The 15198-nt window shown below is 55.3% G+C and carries 12 protein-coding genes; 6 read left to right on the forward strand and 6 right to left on the reverse strand.

The window, feature by feature from the left end; translation table 11 throughout:
* Window positions 1–181: 181 nt before the first annotated feature.
* Both ACREYP_RS22780 and ACREYP_RS22785 read right to left on the reverse strand, forming a co-directional pair.
* Window positions 182–1858: an LTA synthase family protein gene (locus ACREYP_RS22780; protein WP_336819347.1), complete on the reverse strand. Its 1677-nt coding sequence runs from the start codon at window positions 1856–1858 to the stop codon at window positions 182–184.
* A gap of 272 nt (window positions 1859–2130) precedes the next feature.
* Window positions 2131–3339 (reverse strand): L-lactate MFS transporter, encoded by a 1209-nt coding sequence (locus ACREYP_RS22785; protein ID WP_008460583.1) that lies wholly within the window; start codon window positions 3337–3339, stop codon window positions 2131–2133.
* Window positions 3340–3698: 359 nt separating this feature from the next.
* On the opposite strand from ACREYP_RS22785, the gene tag reads away from it, so the two are divergent.
* Both tag and ACREYP_RS22795 read left to right on the forward strand, forming a co-directional pair.
* Window positions 3699–4262 carry a DNA-3-methyladenine glycosylase I gene (gene tag / locus ACREYP_RS22790; RefSeq protein ID WP_336819349.1) on the forward strand — a complete coding sequence of 188 codons (564 nt, stop codon included), beginning with the start codon at window positions 3699–3701 and terminating at the stop codon, window positions 4260–4262.
* Window positions 4259–4720 (forward strand): N-acetyltransferase, encoded by a 462-nt coding sequence (locus tag ACREYP_RS22795; protein ID WP_008460587.1) that lies wholly within the window; start codon window positions 4259–4261, stop codon window positions 4718–4720. Before tag ends, ACREYP_RS22795 begins: the two co-directional genes overlap by 4 nt.
* Here the strand turns inward: ACREYP_RS22795 and ACREYP_RS22800 are convergent.
* A complete protein-coding gene (locus ACREYP_RS22800) occupies window positions 4668–6941 on the reverse strand; it encodes a molybdopterin guanine dinucleotide-containing S/N-oxide reductase (protein ID WP_498881410.1) in 2274 nt (757 codons plus the stop codon). The genes ACREYP_RS22795 and ACREYP_RS22800 overlap by 53 nt on opposite strands.
* 211 nt (window positions 6942–7152) lie before the next feature.
* Here ACREYP_RS22800 and ACREYP_RS22805 point away from each other — a divergent pair, with 211 nt between their 5' ends.
* Window positions 7153–7815 (forward strand): OmpA family lipoprotein, encoded by a 663-nt coding sequence (locus tag ACREYP_RS22805; RefSeq protein WP_336819351.1) that lies wholly within the window; start codon window positions 7153–7155, stop codon window positions 7813–7815.
* Window positions 7816–7986: 171 nt separating this feature from the next.
* On the opposite strand, the gene bcsG is transcribed toward ACREYP_RS22805, so the two are convergent.
* Genes bcsG through bcsE form a run of 3 tightly spaced genes read right to left on the reverse strand, consistent with a single transcriptional unit; the run spans window position 7987 to window position 11415 of the window.
* Complete coding sequence (gene bcsG, locus ACREYP_RS22810) at window positions 7987–9669, reverse strand: cellulose biosynthesis protein BcsG (protein ID WP_336819352.1); 1683 nt, start codon at window positions 9667–9669, stop codon at window positions 7987–7989.
* A complete protein-coding gene (bcsF, locus tag ACREYP_RS22815) occupies window positions 9662–9856 on the reverse strand; it encodes a cellulose biosynthesis protein BcsF (RefSeq protein ID WP_008460596.1) in 195 nt (64 codons plus the stop codon). The genes bcsG and bcsF overlap by 8 nt, the downstream gene beginning before the upstream one ends.
* Window positions 9853–11415 (reverse strand): cellulose biosynthesis protein BcsE, encoded by a 1563-nt coding sequence (bcsE, locus tag ACREYP_RS22820; RefSeq protein WP_336819353.1) that lies wholly within the window; start codon window positions 11413–11415, stop codon window positions 9853–9855. Before bcsE ends, bcsF begins: the two co-directional genes overlap by 4 nt.
* A 173-nt stretch (window positions 11416–11588) precedes the next feature.
* Here bcsE and bcsR point away from each other — a divergent pair, with 173 nt between their 5' ends.
* Genes bcsR through bcsA form a run of 3 tightly spaced genes read left to right on the forward strand, consistent with a single transcriptional unit; the run spans window position 11589 to window position 15127 of the window.
* On the forward strand, window positions 11589–11774 hold the full coding sequence (bcsR, locus tag ACREYP_RS22825; protein ID WP_038483072.1) for a cellulose biosynthesis protein BcsR: 186 nt from the start codon (window positions 11589–11591) through the stop codon (window positions 11772–11774).
* Between the two features lie 12 nt (window positions 11775–11786).
* Entirely contained in the window at window positions 11787–12521 is a 735-nt protein-coding gene (gene bcsQ / locus ACREYP_RS22830; protein WP_166878813.1) for a cellulose biosynthesis protein BcsQ, read from the forward strand.
* Window positions 12518–15127 carry a UDP-forming cellulose synthase catalytic subunit gene (gene bcsA / locus ACREYP_RS22835; protein WP_336819354.1) on the forward strand — a complete coding sequence of 870 codons (2610 nt, stop codon included), beginning with the start codon at window positions 12518–12520 and terminating at the stop codon, window positions 15125–15127. Before bcsQ ends, bcsA begins: the two co-directional genes overlap by 4 nt.
* Window positions 15128–15198: the final 71 nt, after the last annotated feature.

Consider the following 15198-nt stretch of genomic DNA (forward strand, 5'->3'; position numbering starts at 1 on the left):
AGGCGATATAAAAATATAAGCGCTATTCAGACCGTGGAGTCGCCAGCTAGTTCTGAAAAGCTTGTGAAACGAAGAGGATTCCTGGTAAGAGGGCAAAATTCGAAGGAAATGGCCGGTTTTTAACAAAAAAAGACCCCAGTTTTAGGCCGGGGTCTTTTTGCCGTCTGCTTAGCGAAGAGAATCAGGGCTTCGAGGCCGCATGCAGTTCATCGTAGACATAATGCCGGTAGCTATTAAACAGCGTTGTGTCCGGGCAATCATTCAGCCTGCCCTGGCACAAATGGCGCATGTCTATATTGGCCTGATAGAACGGCGACACTTTTAGCTGTGCCTGTTCGAGCAACATCCCCCCAAGGAAAGCGATGTCGGTGATGGCGCCCAGGTCAGCCACCGGCGGGGCATTATAATTATCCCGCAGGCTGAATTGTGAAAGATGGACCGGATCATCCTGTTCCGTGGTGTAGCCATTGGCCCAGTCTATGGCTGGCTGGTGGTCGCCAAAGTACATAAACATGGTCGGACGCGGGCGTTGGTCAACAAACTGGAAGAAGTCAGCCAGCGCGGTTTCTGAGTTTTTAATCTTCTCAACGTAATGGCTGAATTTCCCGGCGGCATCCTTGTTCTTCATCGCCGACGTGAGCTGGTAATCATCGGCATGCCCTGCGTCATAAGGGCCGTGTTCATACATCGTTAAGGCATAAACAAACACGGGTTTATCGGTGTGGCTGGCAAGGAGCTTTTTAACATAGCTCAGGACATCTGCGGTGGGAATGTGCCACAGGTTATCTGCCAAATCACCCGGGTAGCCCAACTCCTGCGGCTGGATAATTTTATCCACGCCCATCATGGTGTAGGCGTGGCCGGCGTTATAGGCCGATTTGTTGAATGGCGTCAGAACCACGGTGTAATAACCGTTGTCTTTCATCTGCTTAAACAGGCTGTCGTTGACGTGATCGACCGCGGAATAAAACACCGAATTTTTCAACGCCCCGAAATCATCGCTGCGCATTCCGGTTAAGGCTGCGAACTCAGACAGCCAGGTGCCGCCCCCGAAGGTTTGCACGCGCATCAGCGTGTGGGCTTTCACCTTACTGTCCTGCTCAAACATAGAGAAGTGCGGCAGTAATTGAGGATCAGGCACTTTATACAGGCGCGGATCCACCGTTGATTCCTGCAGCAGCAGAACGATATCAGGCTTCACGCTGGCTGAGGCGGTTGTCTTGTTATTCAGCGCCGCCGCGCGGGAAATAAATTCCTGAGACGTTGCCTGAGGGAACGTTGGCGCGTCATAGCTGGCCTGGATGCCTGACAGCGCCAGGTTTGACAGCACGCCGGTTCCGCCAGGTAGTTTGGTGGCCCAGTCGTGCTGATTCTTCAGTACGCTGTGGCTAAGCGTCGACGCCGAGCCCAGCATCACGCCGAGGGCAATCAGCGGGGCGAGCATTCCTTTCCGCCGCGGTACGGCGCGCCAGCTGATAATAATCGTCAGGATAAGCAGCGCTATCATTGCCGCAACGGCGATACCGGCGGAAGGATAATGTAGCAGCGTGCCCGCATTGGCCGGATCGGCCATCAGGTAAAAATCGCTAAACAGCAGCTGGTCTTTGTAATAGTGGACCTTAAGCTGGTTACAAAATTGCAGCAGGATCACCAGCAGGCTGCTGGTCCCGACGGCAAAAATGACTCTGGCGGAGAGTAAATAAAACAGTCCGCAGGTAAAAATGAAGGCACTTGCCGCGATAACAAGGGGATAGATATCGCGCGGAGAGTTACCCGCAATGATGATCAGGGCTGCAATAAGAAGCAATGTGACATAAAGATATGTCCAGAGCGATTTTCGGCTGGTTTTTTGTACCATAATGCTCGTTTCTCTGTGGGACTGTTCTGGATAGCAAATGTTGTCTTAGGAGAGACATCCCTCTGCTGGCCTGACGCGTGAAAAGAGGATAAGGCGGTTAGAAGGGGATTTATCCTGGCCGGGATAATACAGCTTGTGGTGAAAAAGTCTCCCCAAAGACGGTTATTTCATTGCTGTGGTTGTGTTTTTGTTTGAAGAGGGCAAGCGAGGCGGGGATGAATTGCGTTAAGGCCGCCCTATTCGGCGGCCTTAATATGGGTGTGACGAGGCTATCAGGCGTGGGCGTGCTTGTGATTGAGTACGGCGCGTACCGGCTGGCGAATCGTGGTGGAAATTGCCAGCGACAGAATCAACAGCGCGAAGATAACGCAGAAGGTCACGTAGAAGCCGCCGAACAGCGAGGCGATGATGGAGCCGCAGATACTGCCGATGCCGAAGCCCAGGTAAATCACGCCGTAGTTTTTGGTCAGATTGTTCAGGCCAAAGAATTCGCTGACCAGCGAAGGGTAAACGGTGATGGTGCCGCCAAAGTTAAAGGCAACGCAGGCGATGGCCGCAAAGAAGGTGGCTTCGTTGAGTGGGGCAAACAGCAGGGCAGCCATACCGACCAGAGAAATCACCTGGCCAATAGTTATCACGCGGATACGGGCAATTTTATCGGACAGGATACCGAGCACCAGGCGGCCGCTAAGGTTAGCAATGGAGATAACGGTGACCGCGTTGGCGGCGGACATTGCATCCAGGTGAACCATGCCCTGAGCGATATCTTTTGCAACGCCGATAACGTACAGGCCGCTCATGCAGGCGGTGAGGAACATCAGAGCCAGCATCCAGTATTGCGGCTGGCGCATAGATTCAGCGAGAGTGAAATCGGTTTTTGCCGCGCCGTTTGCGGATTTAGTTTCCTGCAGCGGAGCATCTTTCATCATGGTGGCGCCGAACAGCACCATCACCATCGCCAGGCCACCCCAAATCATAAAGGTGTTTTCCAGGCCGTAGGCCGCCAGCAGGTGGGTATCAATGTATTTAAAACCGAGGCTGCCGAGGCCATAGGCGCCGATGGAGAAGGCAGAAATCAGGCCTTTACGTTCCGGGAACCACTTCACGCAGTTCGACAGCGTCAGCAGGTAGCCAGCGCCGTCCGCCAGGCCAACCAGCACGCCCGCCGTGAGCCAGAGCATCATCAGGTTGTTGGCATGTGCGGTGAAGAACAATCCGGCTCCGAGCAGCACACCCGCCGCCATGGTGACTTTACGCACGCCAAAGCGGTCCTGCAGTTTGCCCGCCACGGAAGAAGAGATGGCGAGGCCAAGGCTCAGCAGGCCGAAGGAGAAGGCGACCTGGCTGATTGGCGCGTCCAGTTTCTGGGACAGCGCGCTGTTGAACAGGCTCCAGGTATAAACGGAACCCAGCGCGAACTGAGTAATGATGGTTCCGATGAGGGTTAACCAGCGAGTACGGTTGTAGGTGGCAGCGTTCATGGCAGATGTCCTGCGAATCTAAGGGAAGTTATCTGCCGCCTACGATAGCGAAGCGCCGTTTATTCCAGGAAAAAACGGCATGAAATGCATGAAGAACGGAATGAAGTGCCTCTGAAACGGTATGAACGGCCTTCCCGTTGCACTTTATGTTTTGTTTGTTAGTGCTCGCTATCGTTGTGTTGTGCGTGTTTGCTGTATATCAAATGTTAAATCATAAATGAGATATAGTTAACATTTTGCAAAATTACCGGTGTTAAGTGCCCTTTCTTTGATCTCATTCAGGGTTGCGAAATATCCCGGATTCACTATTGTCAGAAAGTAAAATTTACCCGCGCTCGGCAGGTTACAGGGAGAGCTAAATGGAACGTTGTGGCTGGGTCACTCAGGATCCGCTGTATCTGGAGTATCACGACACAGAGTGGGGCGTGCCGGTTACCGACGGGCAGAAGCTCTTTGAGATGATTTGCCTGGAAGGCCAGCAGGCCGGGCTGTCGTGGATCACCGTGTTGAAAAAACGCGAAAATTACCGACAGCGTTTCAGGCATTTTGACCCCTATGCCGTGGCGTTGATTCAGCCGGAAGAGGTGGATGTGCTGATGCAGGATGCCGGCATTATTCGCCACCGAGGGAAAATCGAGGCGATCATCACCAACGCCAAAGCTTTCCTCGCGATGGAAGCTAACGGCGAGAGTTTCCCGGATTTTGTCTGGGGATTTGTCGACCATACACCTCAGGTGTCGCATGCCGCTTCACTCCGCGAGGTCCCGGCCTTTACACCGACGTCAGATGCGCTGTCTAAAGCGCTAAAAAAACGTGGGTTTAAGTTTGTGGGGTCGACAATTTGCTATTCGTTTATGCAAGCCTGCGGCCTGGTCAATGACCATGTGACGGGCTGCTTCTGCCACCCTGATGTTCGCCAATGATCCAGCTGTTTAACATTGGGGAAATGGATGCGCTCATGGCGCTCTGGCTGGAAAGTACTATCGACGGCCATCCGTTTATCCCGGAAAGCTACTGGTACGAAAGCCTCAATCTGGTACGAAATGTCTATATTCCTCAGTCAAAAACGTGGGTTTATCTGCACCAGCAGCAGACGGTGGGGTTTATCAGCGTGATGGATCGGCAGTTTATCGGCGCGCTGTTCGTGGCACCTTCTTTTGCCGGGCAGGGGATCGGCGGCGAATTGCTGGCGAAGGTGAAGGCGGAATACCCGGCCTTAAGTCTCGAGGTGTATCAAAAAAATCGCCGGGCGGTGCATTTCTACCACCGCCACGGCTTTCATATCGAAGAGAGCGCCTGGCAGGAAGAAACGCAGCACCCGACGTGGATTATGAACTGGCAGGCGGATCAAACGCCGTCACGACAGGAGCAGGACCAGTAAATTTCTCCGCCCAGACGAGGGAGTTATTTGCCGCGCAGCCGTTGGCCAGCCGCGAAGACGGAATATCCATGGTGAGGACGTTAACCGCGCCGTTTTTACACAGCCGGTCTTCATCCAGGTCGGGCCATGCGCCCTGGTGGATACACACCACGCCGGGCCTGATGCCATCGGTTACCTGAGCGCCAACCAGCACCTGCCCGCGAGCGTTCCATACCCGCACTAAATCTCCGTGAGCGATGCCGCGCGCTTTAGCGTCAATCGGGTGCAGCGTAATAGGCTCTCGCCCGGCGATGGCGTACTGGTCGCGCAGTCCGGCATAGTTCAGCTGACTGTGCAGGCGGTGAGCCGGATGGGATGAAAGTAGCTGTAGCTGGCCGGAGGCAGCATTGCCCTGCCATTCGTCTGGTGGCAGCCAGCTTGGGTGCGGCGGGCAGTCGGCATAGCCAAAGCTGGCGATGCGCTCAGAGTAGATCTCAATTTTACCGCTCGGCGTTTTGAGTGGGTTTGCCTCAGGATCGTCCCGAAAAGCGGCAAAGCGAATAAATTCGGCATTTTTCGCATTTTCTGGCATTTCTATCAGTTGGTTAGCTGCCCAGAACTCATTGAAGTCCGGGAGCTCGATCTGCTGCGTGGCGCCACGCTGACGGGCGATATCATAGAAAGACGCCAGCCATTCAAGCTCATTTTTCCCTTCGCTGAACCGTGCTTCACCGCCGGATTCCCATCGTTCGCTTAGCTCTGCAAAAATATCAAAGTCATTTCTCGCTTCTCCCTGCGGGGCGACGACCTGTTTCATGGGGACCAGATGCTGATTGCTGTAATCACCGGTCATCGTCATGTCGTTCCGCTCGAACGAAGTGGTCACCGGCAGAACGATATCGGCGTGTTTTGCCGCTGCGGTCCAGAAGCATTCGGAGATAACGATCAGCTCAGGCTTTTGCCAGGCTGCGGCCAGGCGGTTGGTGTCCTGATGATGGGTGAAGTTACTGCCGCCGGCCCACCACAGCATACGAATGTCCGGGAAGGTGTGCCGTTGCCCGTTGTGCTGGTAATCCTTGCCGGGGTTTTCCAGCGCCTCGACGATGCGCGCCACGGGGATTTTCTCCACGGCATCGGTGCCGCCTTTAAGAGAGCCCTGCAGGGAACCGAGAACCGCTGCGCTGCGGGTCGGGTTGCCGCCGTTGGCGAAGTGGTAGGAAAGACCAAAGCCGCCGCCCGGGGTGCCAATCTGGCCCAGCATGGCGGCCAGCGTGACCAGCATCCAGTGTTTCTGTTCGCCGTATTGCTGGCGCTGCATACCCCAGCCCGCCATCAGCATGGTGCGCTTGCGGCTGAAAAGATCGGCCAGATTTTCGATGGTTACCGCGGGGATGCCGCAGATCTCAGCCGCCCAGGCCGCGCTTTTAGGCATCCCGTCCGTGTTGCCGAGCAGGTAAGCTTCAAATTTGTCGTAGCCATAGGTGCAGCGGGCGAGGAAAGCGGTATCGTGCCTGCCGCGAATGACCAGCGTGTGGGCAATGCCGAGCATCAGCGCTACGTCGGTGCCCATATGCGGGGCGATCCATTCGGCTCGTTCCCCGAAGAAATCCACCGTTTCAGAGCGCATCGGGTCGATGGCGACGATCGTTTTGCCGCTGTTTTTTAGCTGTTCGAAGAACTTCACGCCCTGTTCGTCGCTGGCATTCCAGGCAATCTTCAGCGTGTTGAGCGGGTTCGCGCTCCAGAGCACCACGACTTCGCTGTTCTCAAGCAGCAGCGGCCAGCTGGTCTGTTGCTGGTAAACCTCGTTAGAGCCCACCACGTAGGGCATGATCACCTGCGCAGCACCGGTGGAGTAGTCGCCGGAATGCCCGGTATAGCCGCCCGCGAGGCTCATGTAGCGCTGAAGCAGCGTGGAGGCTTTGTGCAGCACGCCGTTGGATCGCCAGCCGTAGGAACCTGAGAAAATGGCCGCCGGGCCGTGGCTCTCGCGAATGCGCTTGTGCTGCTGGTGAATCAACGTCAGGGCATCATCCCAACTGATGCGGACATAGTCATCTTTACCGCGAACTCCCTGAGGCTTATCCGGGGAGGCCAGAAACCCTTTCCGGGCCATAGGAAACGCCACGCGAGCTTTGCTGTGAACCTGGTCGGGCACGGCACTTTGTAGCGAGTTTTGATGACCGGTTTCAAGCGCGCCGCGAGAGTGGTAAACCCGTTGCCCGTCGGTTTCGACCAGCATGGGGCCCCAATGTGCGGCGGTGAGGATCTGTTTACGTGCAGGCGATGTATAGGCCAATTTGGGCTCCGCGATGGCAGGTGCTGGGCTGTACGCCCGCGTATTTATGTTAACTATTCAGAATTCTTACCGGAATTTTCTACACGATTTGCCGTCATAATCAATCGCCGGGCGCATATCCGGCAAAGGATGAATAAGGATAGAAGGAAATAAGATGAAAAAACGCGTCATGATTATCGCCGCCGTCGTGTGTGGCACCTTAGCGGTTTCCGGCTGCACCACCAATCCGTACACCGGCGAAAGCCAGGCCGGAAAATCTGGCATAGGTGCCGGGATTGGCTCGCTGGTTGGGGCGGGCGTGGGGGCACTTTCGTCATCGAAGAAAGATCGCGGCAAGGGCGCGCTGATTGGCGCCGCGGCTGGTGCAGCCCTCGGAGGCGGCGCCGGTTACTACATGGATGTGCAGGAAGCTAAGCTGCGCGACAAAATGCGCGGAACCGGCGTGAGCGTGACCCGCAGCGGCGATAACATCGTGCTGAATATGCCGAACAATGTCACCTTCGACAGCAGCAGCGCCACCCTGAAACCGGCGGGTGCCAATACCCTGACCGGCGTGGCGGTGGTGCTGAAAGAGTACCCCAAAACGGCGGTTAACGTGGTCGGTTACACCGACAGCACCGGCAGTAACGAGCTGAATATGCGCCTGTCACAGCAGCGTGCAGACGGCGTAGGAAGCGCGTTGATTACCCAGGGCGTTGAGGCCAGCCGTATTCGCACCACCGGTGCAGGCCCGGCGAACCCGATCGCCAGCAACAGCACCGCGGATGGTAAAGCTCAAAATCGCCGCGTAGAAATTACCCTGAGTCCTTTGGGCTAACGTAATGTCCGGCAGTGGGCTTAGCAGCATCTCGATATGACGTCTTTTTCTTTCAGGAATCCATCTCGCTGAAGATTTAGACTTATTGCAGTTGTTGCACAGTATTTTCGATTTTCGCCATAAAAAAACCGGCGCACCAGGCACCGGTTTTTGGTCGTCTAAACACAAACGTTATTGCGGATACGGTACCCAGTCACCCCCGCTCAGGCGGACATAAGGCTTATCCTGATACTTCAGTACCACTGCCGTTGAGTTTTCCGAAACCGGGGCAGTTTGTGGCAGATTGCTGGTGAGCGCGCTCCAGTCCACCTGGTCGGCAACAAAGTTTTTGCCGTCCACCGAGCGGGAAACCAGTTCTGAAATCGCCAGATAGCTGCTTGGCTGGTTGATTTCAATGGCATCGCCGCTGTGCGGTGCTTTCATGCCGATGAATTTCACGCCTGCCGGCACGTGGGTGATGTCAGGACTCGGGATGTCACGCAGCCCGGAAACCTGCATTTTATCGCCTTTCAACGCCGCGCCGTGCTCCGGCACAATCACCACCATGACTTTGCGGTTCGACTTCTCAAGCTCGGTCAGGAAAGAATCCAGCTCATCGAACAGCTTCTGCGCCCGCGCCTTATAGTCGGCTGTTTTGCTGTTGCCAGGGTAATGGTTACCGTCGTGCAGCGGCACCAGGTTGTAGAAGGTGGCCGTGCGCGGGTTCGCGCCGTCATTTTGCTCACCCTGCAGCCAGCGCTGCAGTACGGCGGTGTCGTCGTAGATTGGCGAATTATCAAATGCCAGCAGATTGCTCGGCAGCCCGCTTTGATCCATCAGTGGGACCTGAATCCCGCCGTTTTCCCGCACTTCTTTCAGGAAGTTACCGAATACCCCGTTGTGGTCCATCATCAGTTGCTGCTTGAAGCCGAGACGGGCCAGGTCATCAAACAGATAGCATTGATTGCCGGCGGGTTCATAAAGCCCTTTGTGAGACGACTGCCCGCAGCTCGCGCGGAGCAGGCGGATAGCCGCCGGGCCGCTGTAGGAGGTCGCCGAGTTGAAGTTCTTGAACAGAATATCGAAGTGTTTCCACAGCGGGTGCGAGCTGAGGCCTACCGCCTCGATGTCGGACCATGAGAGGGAACAAATATTGATGATCAGCAGCTCAAAAGGCTGTGCGTCAGCGGGCAGTGCGTCCGGGAATTTGGTCTGCCGTTTGGCTTCGCTGGCGTAGAAGTTGTTCAGCCAGGCGGTAATATTGTCGCTTGTCGGCGGGGCCGTTTGTGCCGGAATATCACCGGAAGAAGGTGCTGCAGTATTGGCGGCGGCCGTTGACCCGGCGGTACCGCTGGTGTTAACGGAGGCCGTTGTTTGTGAGGCGGAGGGCAGTAAAGAGATAGCCGGGCCGGCCACTGTCAACACGTTGAGCCAGACCAGGATAGCCACGACAAACACCGTGACGCGCAGCCACTGGGAGACAAAAAGCCAGGCAACCAGCAGCACAAACGCCGCGCCGATCATTTGCCAGTTAATAAAGCGGGTTACCAGGTCGAGAAGATAGTCTGCACTGAAGCCAACGACCTGGCTCCCCTGGCTCATCATGCTGTCGAGGCCGGGCAGCCAGGTATCGTGCCAGAAAAGGCCGATCCCCACGGGAAGGGCTATCCAGTTACGCAGTTTGTGCAGCTTCAGCGGCGGCAGCGGGAATAACAAAAAGGCAAGAAAGACCAGGTTCGCCAGCGGGTGAAAATTCAGGTAACCGGTCCATAGCAAACCGAACTTCAACAGGAAGTAGTAGTTCCAGCCACCCAGACCACGCCAGTACTGCAGAAAATGAGCCGGCGATTTTGCCGTTTGAGAGTGATTAGTCATGTTGATGGTCTGCCCTGGCGGAAGGTCGGCGTAGCGTCCCGGCCGGTTTAACGTAGCGTGGTTTTAAAAACATCAGCCGCACCGCGGCGGTAAAGCGGGGAAGCCAGCGATGAGCGGTATAGCCCAGCGGAAAAAAAACTATCGCGCAAAGCACGACGAGCTGAATGATGTCTGTGATGTTCATCATTGTGTCTGTTCCCTCGGGGTGTCATCCAGCAGCGTCACAGGCGTGGGCTGCCTGCGCCAGCTATGCCCTTCGTGGCTGGCATGGCGAACGCTGTTCAGGTCGAGCGTGGCGGCCAGCGGTTTTACCCATTTCTCCGGGCGCATGGCCTGCATTTGGAGTATTTCGGCGGCGATTTGGCTGTCTTCAAACCACACCATGCGGTTGGTGAAAAGGTCGTTCACCGGCAGCGGGAAAATATGGTTCAACGCGGTATCGAGATCGTTAATACGGCAGAAGGAGAGGAACAGCATCAGCCGGTTTTCTCCGATGGTCACGATATCGCCCATGCGGTTTGGACGGCATAACGTCAGCGCCTGCTCAACGCGCAGGCCCGGCACCGGGCGCAGTGCGACCATCACGCCTTTGCCATCCTCCGGCAGCAGGGCGTTGTTCATCAGCGTCCCGATACCGTTGCAGAAAACGTCCCATTTCTGATAACCGCGCAGTTTTAGCGGCTGCATCTGGTCGATGAGCACGGTAATGTCTTCCGGGACATGGCGAGTGAATTTCACACCCTGCACGCTTTCGATCATCGTCAGGCAGCGTGAAAGCGGGGCGTTCCACGGAATAATTAGCGTTGCCCCGCAGCCCAGCAGAAGTCGTTCATCGGTGGCTCGCAGGCTGGCCTGGTTTTCCCGCACGATCAGTTTCAGCGCGCTGCCGCGCTGGCGGCGGAGGGCGTGAATCTGGCGGGCGATACTGTTGATTTGGCTATTCTGGGTGAGCGAGAAAATAATTGTGGCGGCCTGTGCAGTTCGCGCGGCGTCAAACAGTTGCTCATTGTTTTCGAAGAGCTGCCAGTTTTCCGACAGGGCAGGAGCACCTTCCAGAACAGCAATGTGGCTGAGGACGCGTTTTTCATCGCTGCGCGGCTGAGGCGCGCTTTCGGCATCCTCTACAACCTGCCATGCCCCGTTTTGCCAGTGGACGTTGAGCTGCTGATCGGCAGTAACGCCTTTTTCATTACACCAAAAGGCGATGTCATAGCGATGGATATCACTTTGCGCCCGCAGGCTGGCAAGCCCGGAAAGACTGCGATGCTCGCTGACTAATAATGAGAATTGTTTATCATTGTTATTTCCAACATTAACAAAAAGCAGACTGCACTTATTGCGTTTAGTCCATTTTCCCATTACGGCGAGCCAATGACGTAAATCCTCTGGGGAAATATTTTCCCAGACGTTATCTGAGCTTAAAAGTATAAAAAAGTAGTGCTCAGGATTAATACTGCACATGAGATCGCGGCGCAGCGCGTTGAGCCCATTGATGGATGAGGGCATGGTAAAAAGGCGTACTTTTTCTGGCCCTTTAGTCGGATCGAGCTTTATGGCTTGCCCAGACTTTGCTGACATCGAAATGACGGCAACCTTTGCCGTCGATTGTTGGGAAACAACTGTTTGATTAACAATACTTATTGCATCATCCTGACTTTCTACGTTCAGCCACCAGACGCCGCCTGCGGGCATGTGGTTCAATTCGTTCCACAACGAACGGAAGCCAAGCGAAAATATGGGTTCCATGGCGTCCCCTGGAGATAAATTAGTATGTATGTCAGTTTACTAGCGTAAGCTGAGAAAGAAACCTACCATTGAAAATAAACAGCATCAGTTTTAGCATTGTAAAACATTTTTCGTTTTCCTGGCATTTGCCGTTATCACTGCTGACGAAACCTGACCAAGAGATGACAACTAAAATGCAAGATGAAGAGACTGGCAATGCTCAGGAAAACAAGCTTGTTTATGCCTTCCAAAATGATTTTCTGGCGCTGAGTAAAGCATTTTCACTGCCCGAAATAGATTACACCGATATATCGCAGCAGGAACAACTGGCGGCGGCAATTAAACGTTGGCCGCTGCTGGCTGAATTAACGCAACAATAGGGAGTAGGCCTGATGGCTGTCATTGGGTTGCAAGGGCTGCGTGGTGGCGTAGGGACGACGTCTATTACCGCGGCGCTTGGTTGGTCGTTGCAGCAACTTGGGGAATCGGTGCTGGTGGTGGATATCTCGCCAGATAACCTGCTGCGTCTGTTTTATAATATTGATTTCGCAGAGCCAAAGGGCTGGGCGCGGGCCATGCTGGATAACGAAGACTGGCGCAAATGTGCATGGCGCTATACCAGCCATCTCGACGTGCTGCCGTTTGGCCAGCTCAGCCCGGCTGAGCATGAAACGTTCGACACGGTGGAAAAAGCCCTTGGCAACTTCAGCCATTTTCTTGCCGACCTGAAAGCGAGTCAGCGATACCAGTGGATATTACTGGACTTGCCCCACGGCTTTAACGCCCTGACCCGCCAGATTTTAGCGCAAACTGACAGCGTGGTGACGGTGGTTAAACCGGACACCAACTGCCATATTCGTTTGCACCAGCAGGCTTTGCCTCAAGGGGCGCATATTCTGGTGAACTATCTGCAGGTGGCCAGTCAGCTGCAGGATGATATCTACCAAATTTGGCTGCAAAGCCAGCGCACGATGATCCCCATTATTCTTCACCGGGATGAGGCGATGGCCGAAAGTGCGGCGGTAAAACAGCCTCTGGGCGAATACCGTCCGGATTCATTGATTGCCGAGGAAATCATGACGCTCGCCAACTGGTGCCTGTTGAACCTTGCAGGGAAGAAGGCATGAGTCATCTGGCCTCCTGGCTGTTACTCCCCGCTGCCAGCCAGCGGCTGGGTGAGCGTTATCGTACTTTTCGCCGCAACGGTGCCCCGATGTTCAGTGCGACGCTGGGCTGCATCGTCTTGATTCTTGCCTGGGTTTTTCTGCCGCTTGAAGGCCCCCGCTGGCAGCGCATACGCGTCGGGCATGACCAGTTCTACCCGCATATCAATCCAGACAGGCCGCGCCCGCTGGACGTGGTGCGTTACGGTATCCAAAGCCTGTGGCTGTTGCTCCGCGTCAGTAAGCAAGCCGGGCGCCCGCGGGTACGCTCTTTTGGCCGGATGCAGACCTGGCGTGAAAGCTGGCACGGCTGGCTTGATAAACTGCCGGAAAACATTAGCAACCGGACGCAGCATCTAGATGAAAAGAAAGAATTAAGCCATATCAACCACACAACCCGGCGGATCATTCTGGGCGTGATTGTTGTGTTTTCGGCCATTCTTGCCCTGCTTTGTATTACCCAGCCGTTTAACCCGCTGTCACAGTTTATTTTCCTGATGCTGTTGTGGGGCGTGGCCCTGATCGTTCGGCGTTTACCGGGGCGTTTCTCTGCCTTGATGCTGATTGTGCTGTCGCTCACCGTATCCTGTCGCTACATCTGGTGGCGCTACACTTCGACCCTGAACTGGAACGATCCGCTCAGCCTCGTCTTCGGACTGGGGCTGCTGTTTGCCGAGACCTACGCCTGGCTGGTGCTGGTGATGGGGTATTTCCAGGTGGTGTGGCCGCTTAACCGCCAGCCGGTGCCGATGCCAAAAGACATAAGCACCTGGCCGGTGGTGGATATTTTTGTGCCGACCTACAACGAAGAGTTGCACGTCGTGAAGGGGACAATTTATGCCTCACTGGGCATTGACTGGCCGAAGGACAAGCTGAATATCTGGATTCTGGATGACGGCGGGCGAGACGAGTTTAAGCAGTTTGCCGATATGGTCGGGGTCAATTATATCGCCCGTCCGACGCACGAGCACGCAAAGGCGGGGAACATCAACAACGCGCTGAAGCACGCGAAGGGCGATTTTGTCGCTATCTTCGACTGCGACCACGTGCCCACACGCTCCTTCCTGCAGCTAACCATGGGCTGGTTCTTCAAAGAACAATCGCTGGCGATGATGCAGACTCCGCACCATTTCTTCTCGCCCGATCCGTTCGAGCGCAACCTGGGGCGTTTCCGTAAAACGCCTAACGAAGGGACGCTGTTCTACGGCCTGGTGCAGGACGGGAACGATATGTGGGATGCCACGTTCTTCTGCGGCTCTTGCGCGGTGATTCGCCGTGGCCCGTTGGATGAAATTGGCGGTATTGCCGTTGAAACCGTGACCGAAGATGCCCACACATCGCTGCGTTTGCACCGCAGGGGCTATACCTCGGCTTACCTGCGTATTCCGCAGGCTGCGGGGCTGGCAACGGAAAGTCTTTCCGCGCACATTGGGCAGCGTATTCGCTGGGCGCGAGGGATGACGCAGATATTCCGTCTCGATAACCCGTTCTTCGGTAAGGGGCTGAAGTTTGCCCAGCGGCTCTGTTATGCCAACGCCATGTTCCATTTCCTGTCGGGGATCCCGCGGCTTATCTTCCTGACGGCACCGCTGGCGTTCCTGTTGTTACACGCCTATATCATTTACGCCCCGGCCATCATGATTGCGCTGTTTGTTTTGCCGCACATGATCCACGCCAGCCTGACCAACTCCAAAATCCAGGGTAAATATCGCCACTCTTTCTGGAGTGAAATTTACGAAACTGTGCTGGCCTGGTACATCGCTCAGCCTACGCTGGTGGCCTTGTTTAATCCGCACAAAGGGAAGTTCAACGTGACCGCAAAGGGCGGGCTGGTTGAAAACGAATATGTGGATTGGGTCATCACGCGTCCGTACCTGATTTTAGTCCTGATTAACCTGCTGGGCGTTGCCTTTGGGGCATGGCGCTTCTTCTACGGCCCGGAAAACGAAGCGCTAACGGTGGTGGTGAGTCTGCTGTGGGTGTTCTACAACTTGATAATACTGGGCGGCGCGGTGGCCGTTTCCGTGGAAAGTAAGCAGGTCCGGCGAGCGCACCGTGTTGAAATCGCCATGCCGGCCGCGCTGGCGCGTGAAGATGGTCACCTCTTCCCGTGCACCGTGCATGACTACTCAGACGGCGGGGTAGGGATCAAGATTCATGGCCCGACTCAGGTGCTGGAAGGGCAGAAAGTGAACCTGCTGTTGAAGCGTGGGGCGCAGGAGTTCTTCTTCCCGGCTCAGGTGATGCGTGTCTTTGGCGATGAAGTCGGCCTGCAGCTGGCGCAGATGACCACCAAACAGCATATCGATTTTATTCAGTGTACTTTTGCCCGCGCCGATACCTGGGCGCTGTGGCAGGACAGTTTCCCTGAGGATAAGCCGCTGGAAAGTCTGGTGGATATTCTCAAGCTTGGATTCCGGGGTTACCGGCACCTTGCGGAGTTCGCTCCACCGTCATTGAAGTTTGTTTTCCACGCGATCACCACGCTGGTGGACTGGATTGTGTCGTTTATTCCGCACAGCCCGACGGCCAAACCAGCAAAACGGCGGGCTTTGTCTGCCCTGGCTTAACGAAATTGCTCACCAAAAGGGAAAAAGCGTGGTTTTTCCCTCTTTGTAGCCGGCAACTGAAATCACGAATT

The sequence above is a fragment of the Enterobacter sp. TMH.L2 genome, from assembly GCF_050847315.1.
In the GTDB taxonomy this organism is placed as follows: domain Bacteria; phylum Pseudomonadota; class Gammaproteobacteria; order Enterobacterales; family Enterobacteriaceae; genus Cedecea.

Excerpts from the sequence above, each read along its gene's own strand:
- ACREYP_RS22780 (WP_336819347.1), bottom strand. The coding sequence starts at position 1,858 with ATGGTACAAAAAACCAGCCGAAAATCGCTCTGGACATATCTTTATGTC.
- ACREYP_RS22800 (WP_498881410.1), bottom strand. The coding sequence starts at position 6,941 with ATGCTGGTCGAAACCGACGGGCAACGGGTTTACCACTCTCGCGGCGCG.
- bcsF (WP_008460596.1), bottom strand. The coding sequence starts at position 9,856 with ATGATGAACATCACAGACATCATTCAGCTCGTCGTGCTTTGCGCGATA.
- ACREYP_RS22795 (WP_008460587.1), top strand. The coding sequence starts at position 4,259 with ATGATCCAGCTGTTTAACATTGGGGAAATGGATGCGCTCATGGCGCTC.
- ACREYP_RS22785 (WP_008460583.1), bottom strand. The coding sequence starts at position 3,339 with ATGAACGCTGCCACCTACAACCGTACTCGCTGGTTAACCCTCATCGGA.
- ACREYP_RS22805 (WP_336819351.1), top strand. The coding sequence starts at position 7,153 with ATGAAAAAACGCGTCATGATTATCGCCGCCGTCGTGTGTGGCACCTTA.
- bcsR (WP_038483072.1), top strand. The coding sequence starts at position 11,589 with ATGCAAGATGAAGAGACTGGCAATGCTCAGGAAAACAAGCTTGTTTAT.
- bcsQ (WP_166878813.1), top strand. The coding sequence starts at position 11,787 with ATGGCTGTCATTGGGTTGCAAGGGCTGCGTGGTGGCGTAGGGACGACG.
- bcsE (WP_336819353.1), bottom strand. The coding sequence starts at position 11,415 with ATGGAACCCATATTTTCGCTTGGCTTCCGTTCGTTGTGGAACGAATTG.
- bcsG (WP_336819352.1), bottom strand. The coding sequence starts at position 9,669 with ATGACTAATCACTCTCAAACGGCAAAATCGCCGGCTCATTTTCTGCAG.
- bcsA (WP_336819354.1), top strand. The coding sequence starts at position 12,518 with ATGAGTCATCTGGCCTCCTGGCTGTTACTCCCCGCTGCCAGCCAGCGG.
- tag (WP_336819349.1), top strand. The coding sequence starts at position 3,699 with ATGGAACGTTGTGGCTGGGTCACTCAGGATCCGCTGTATCTGGAGTAT.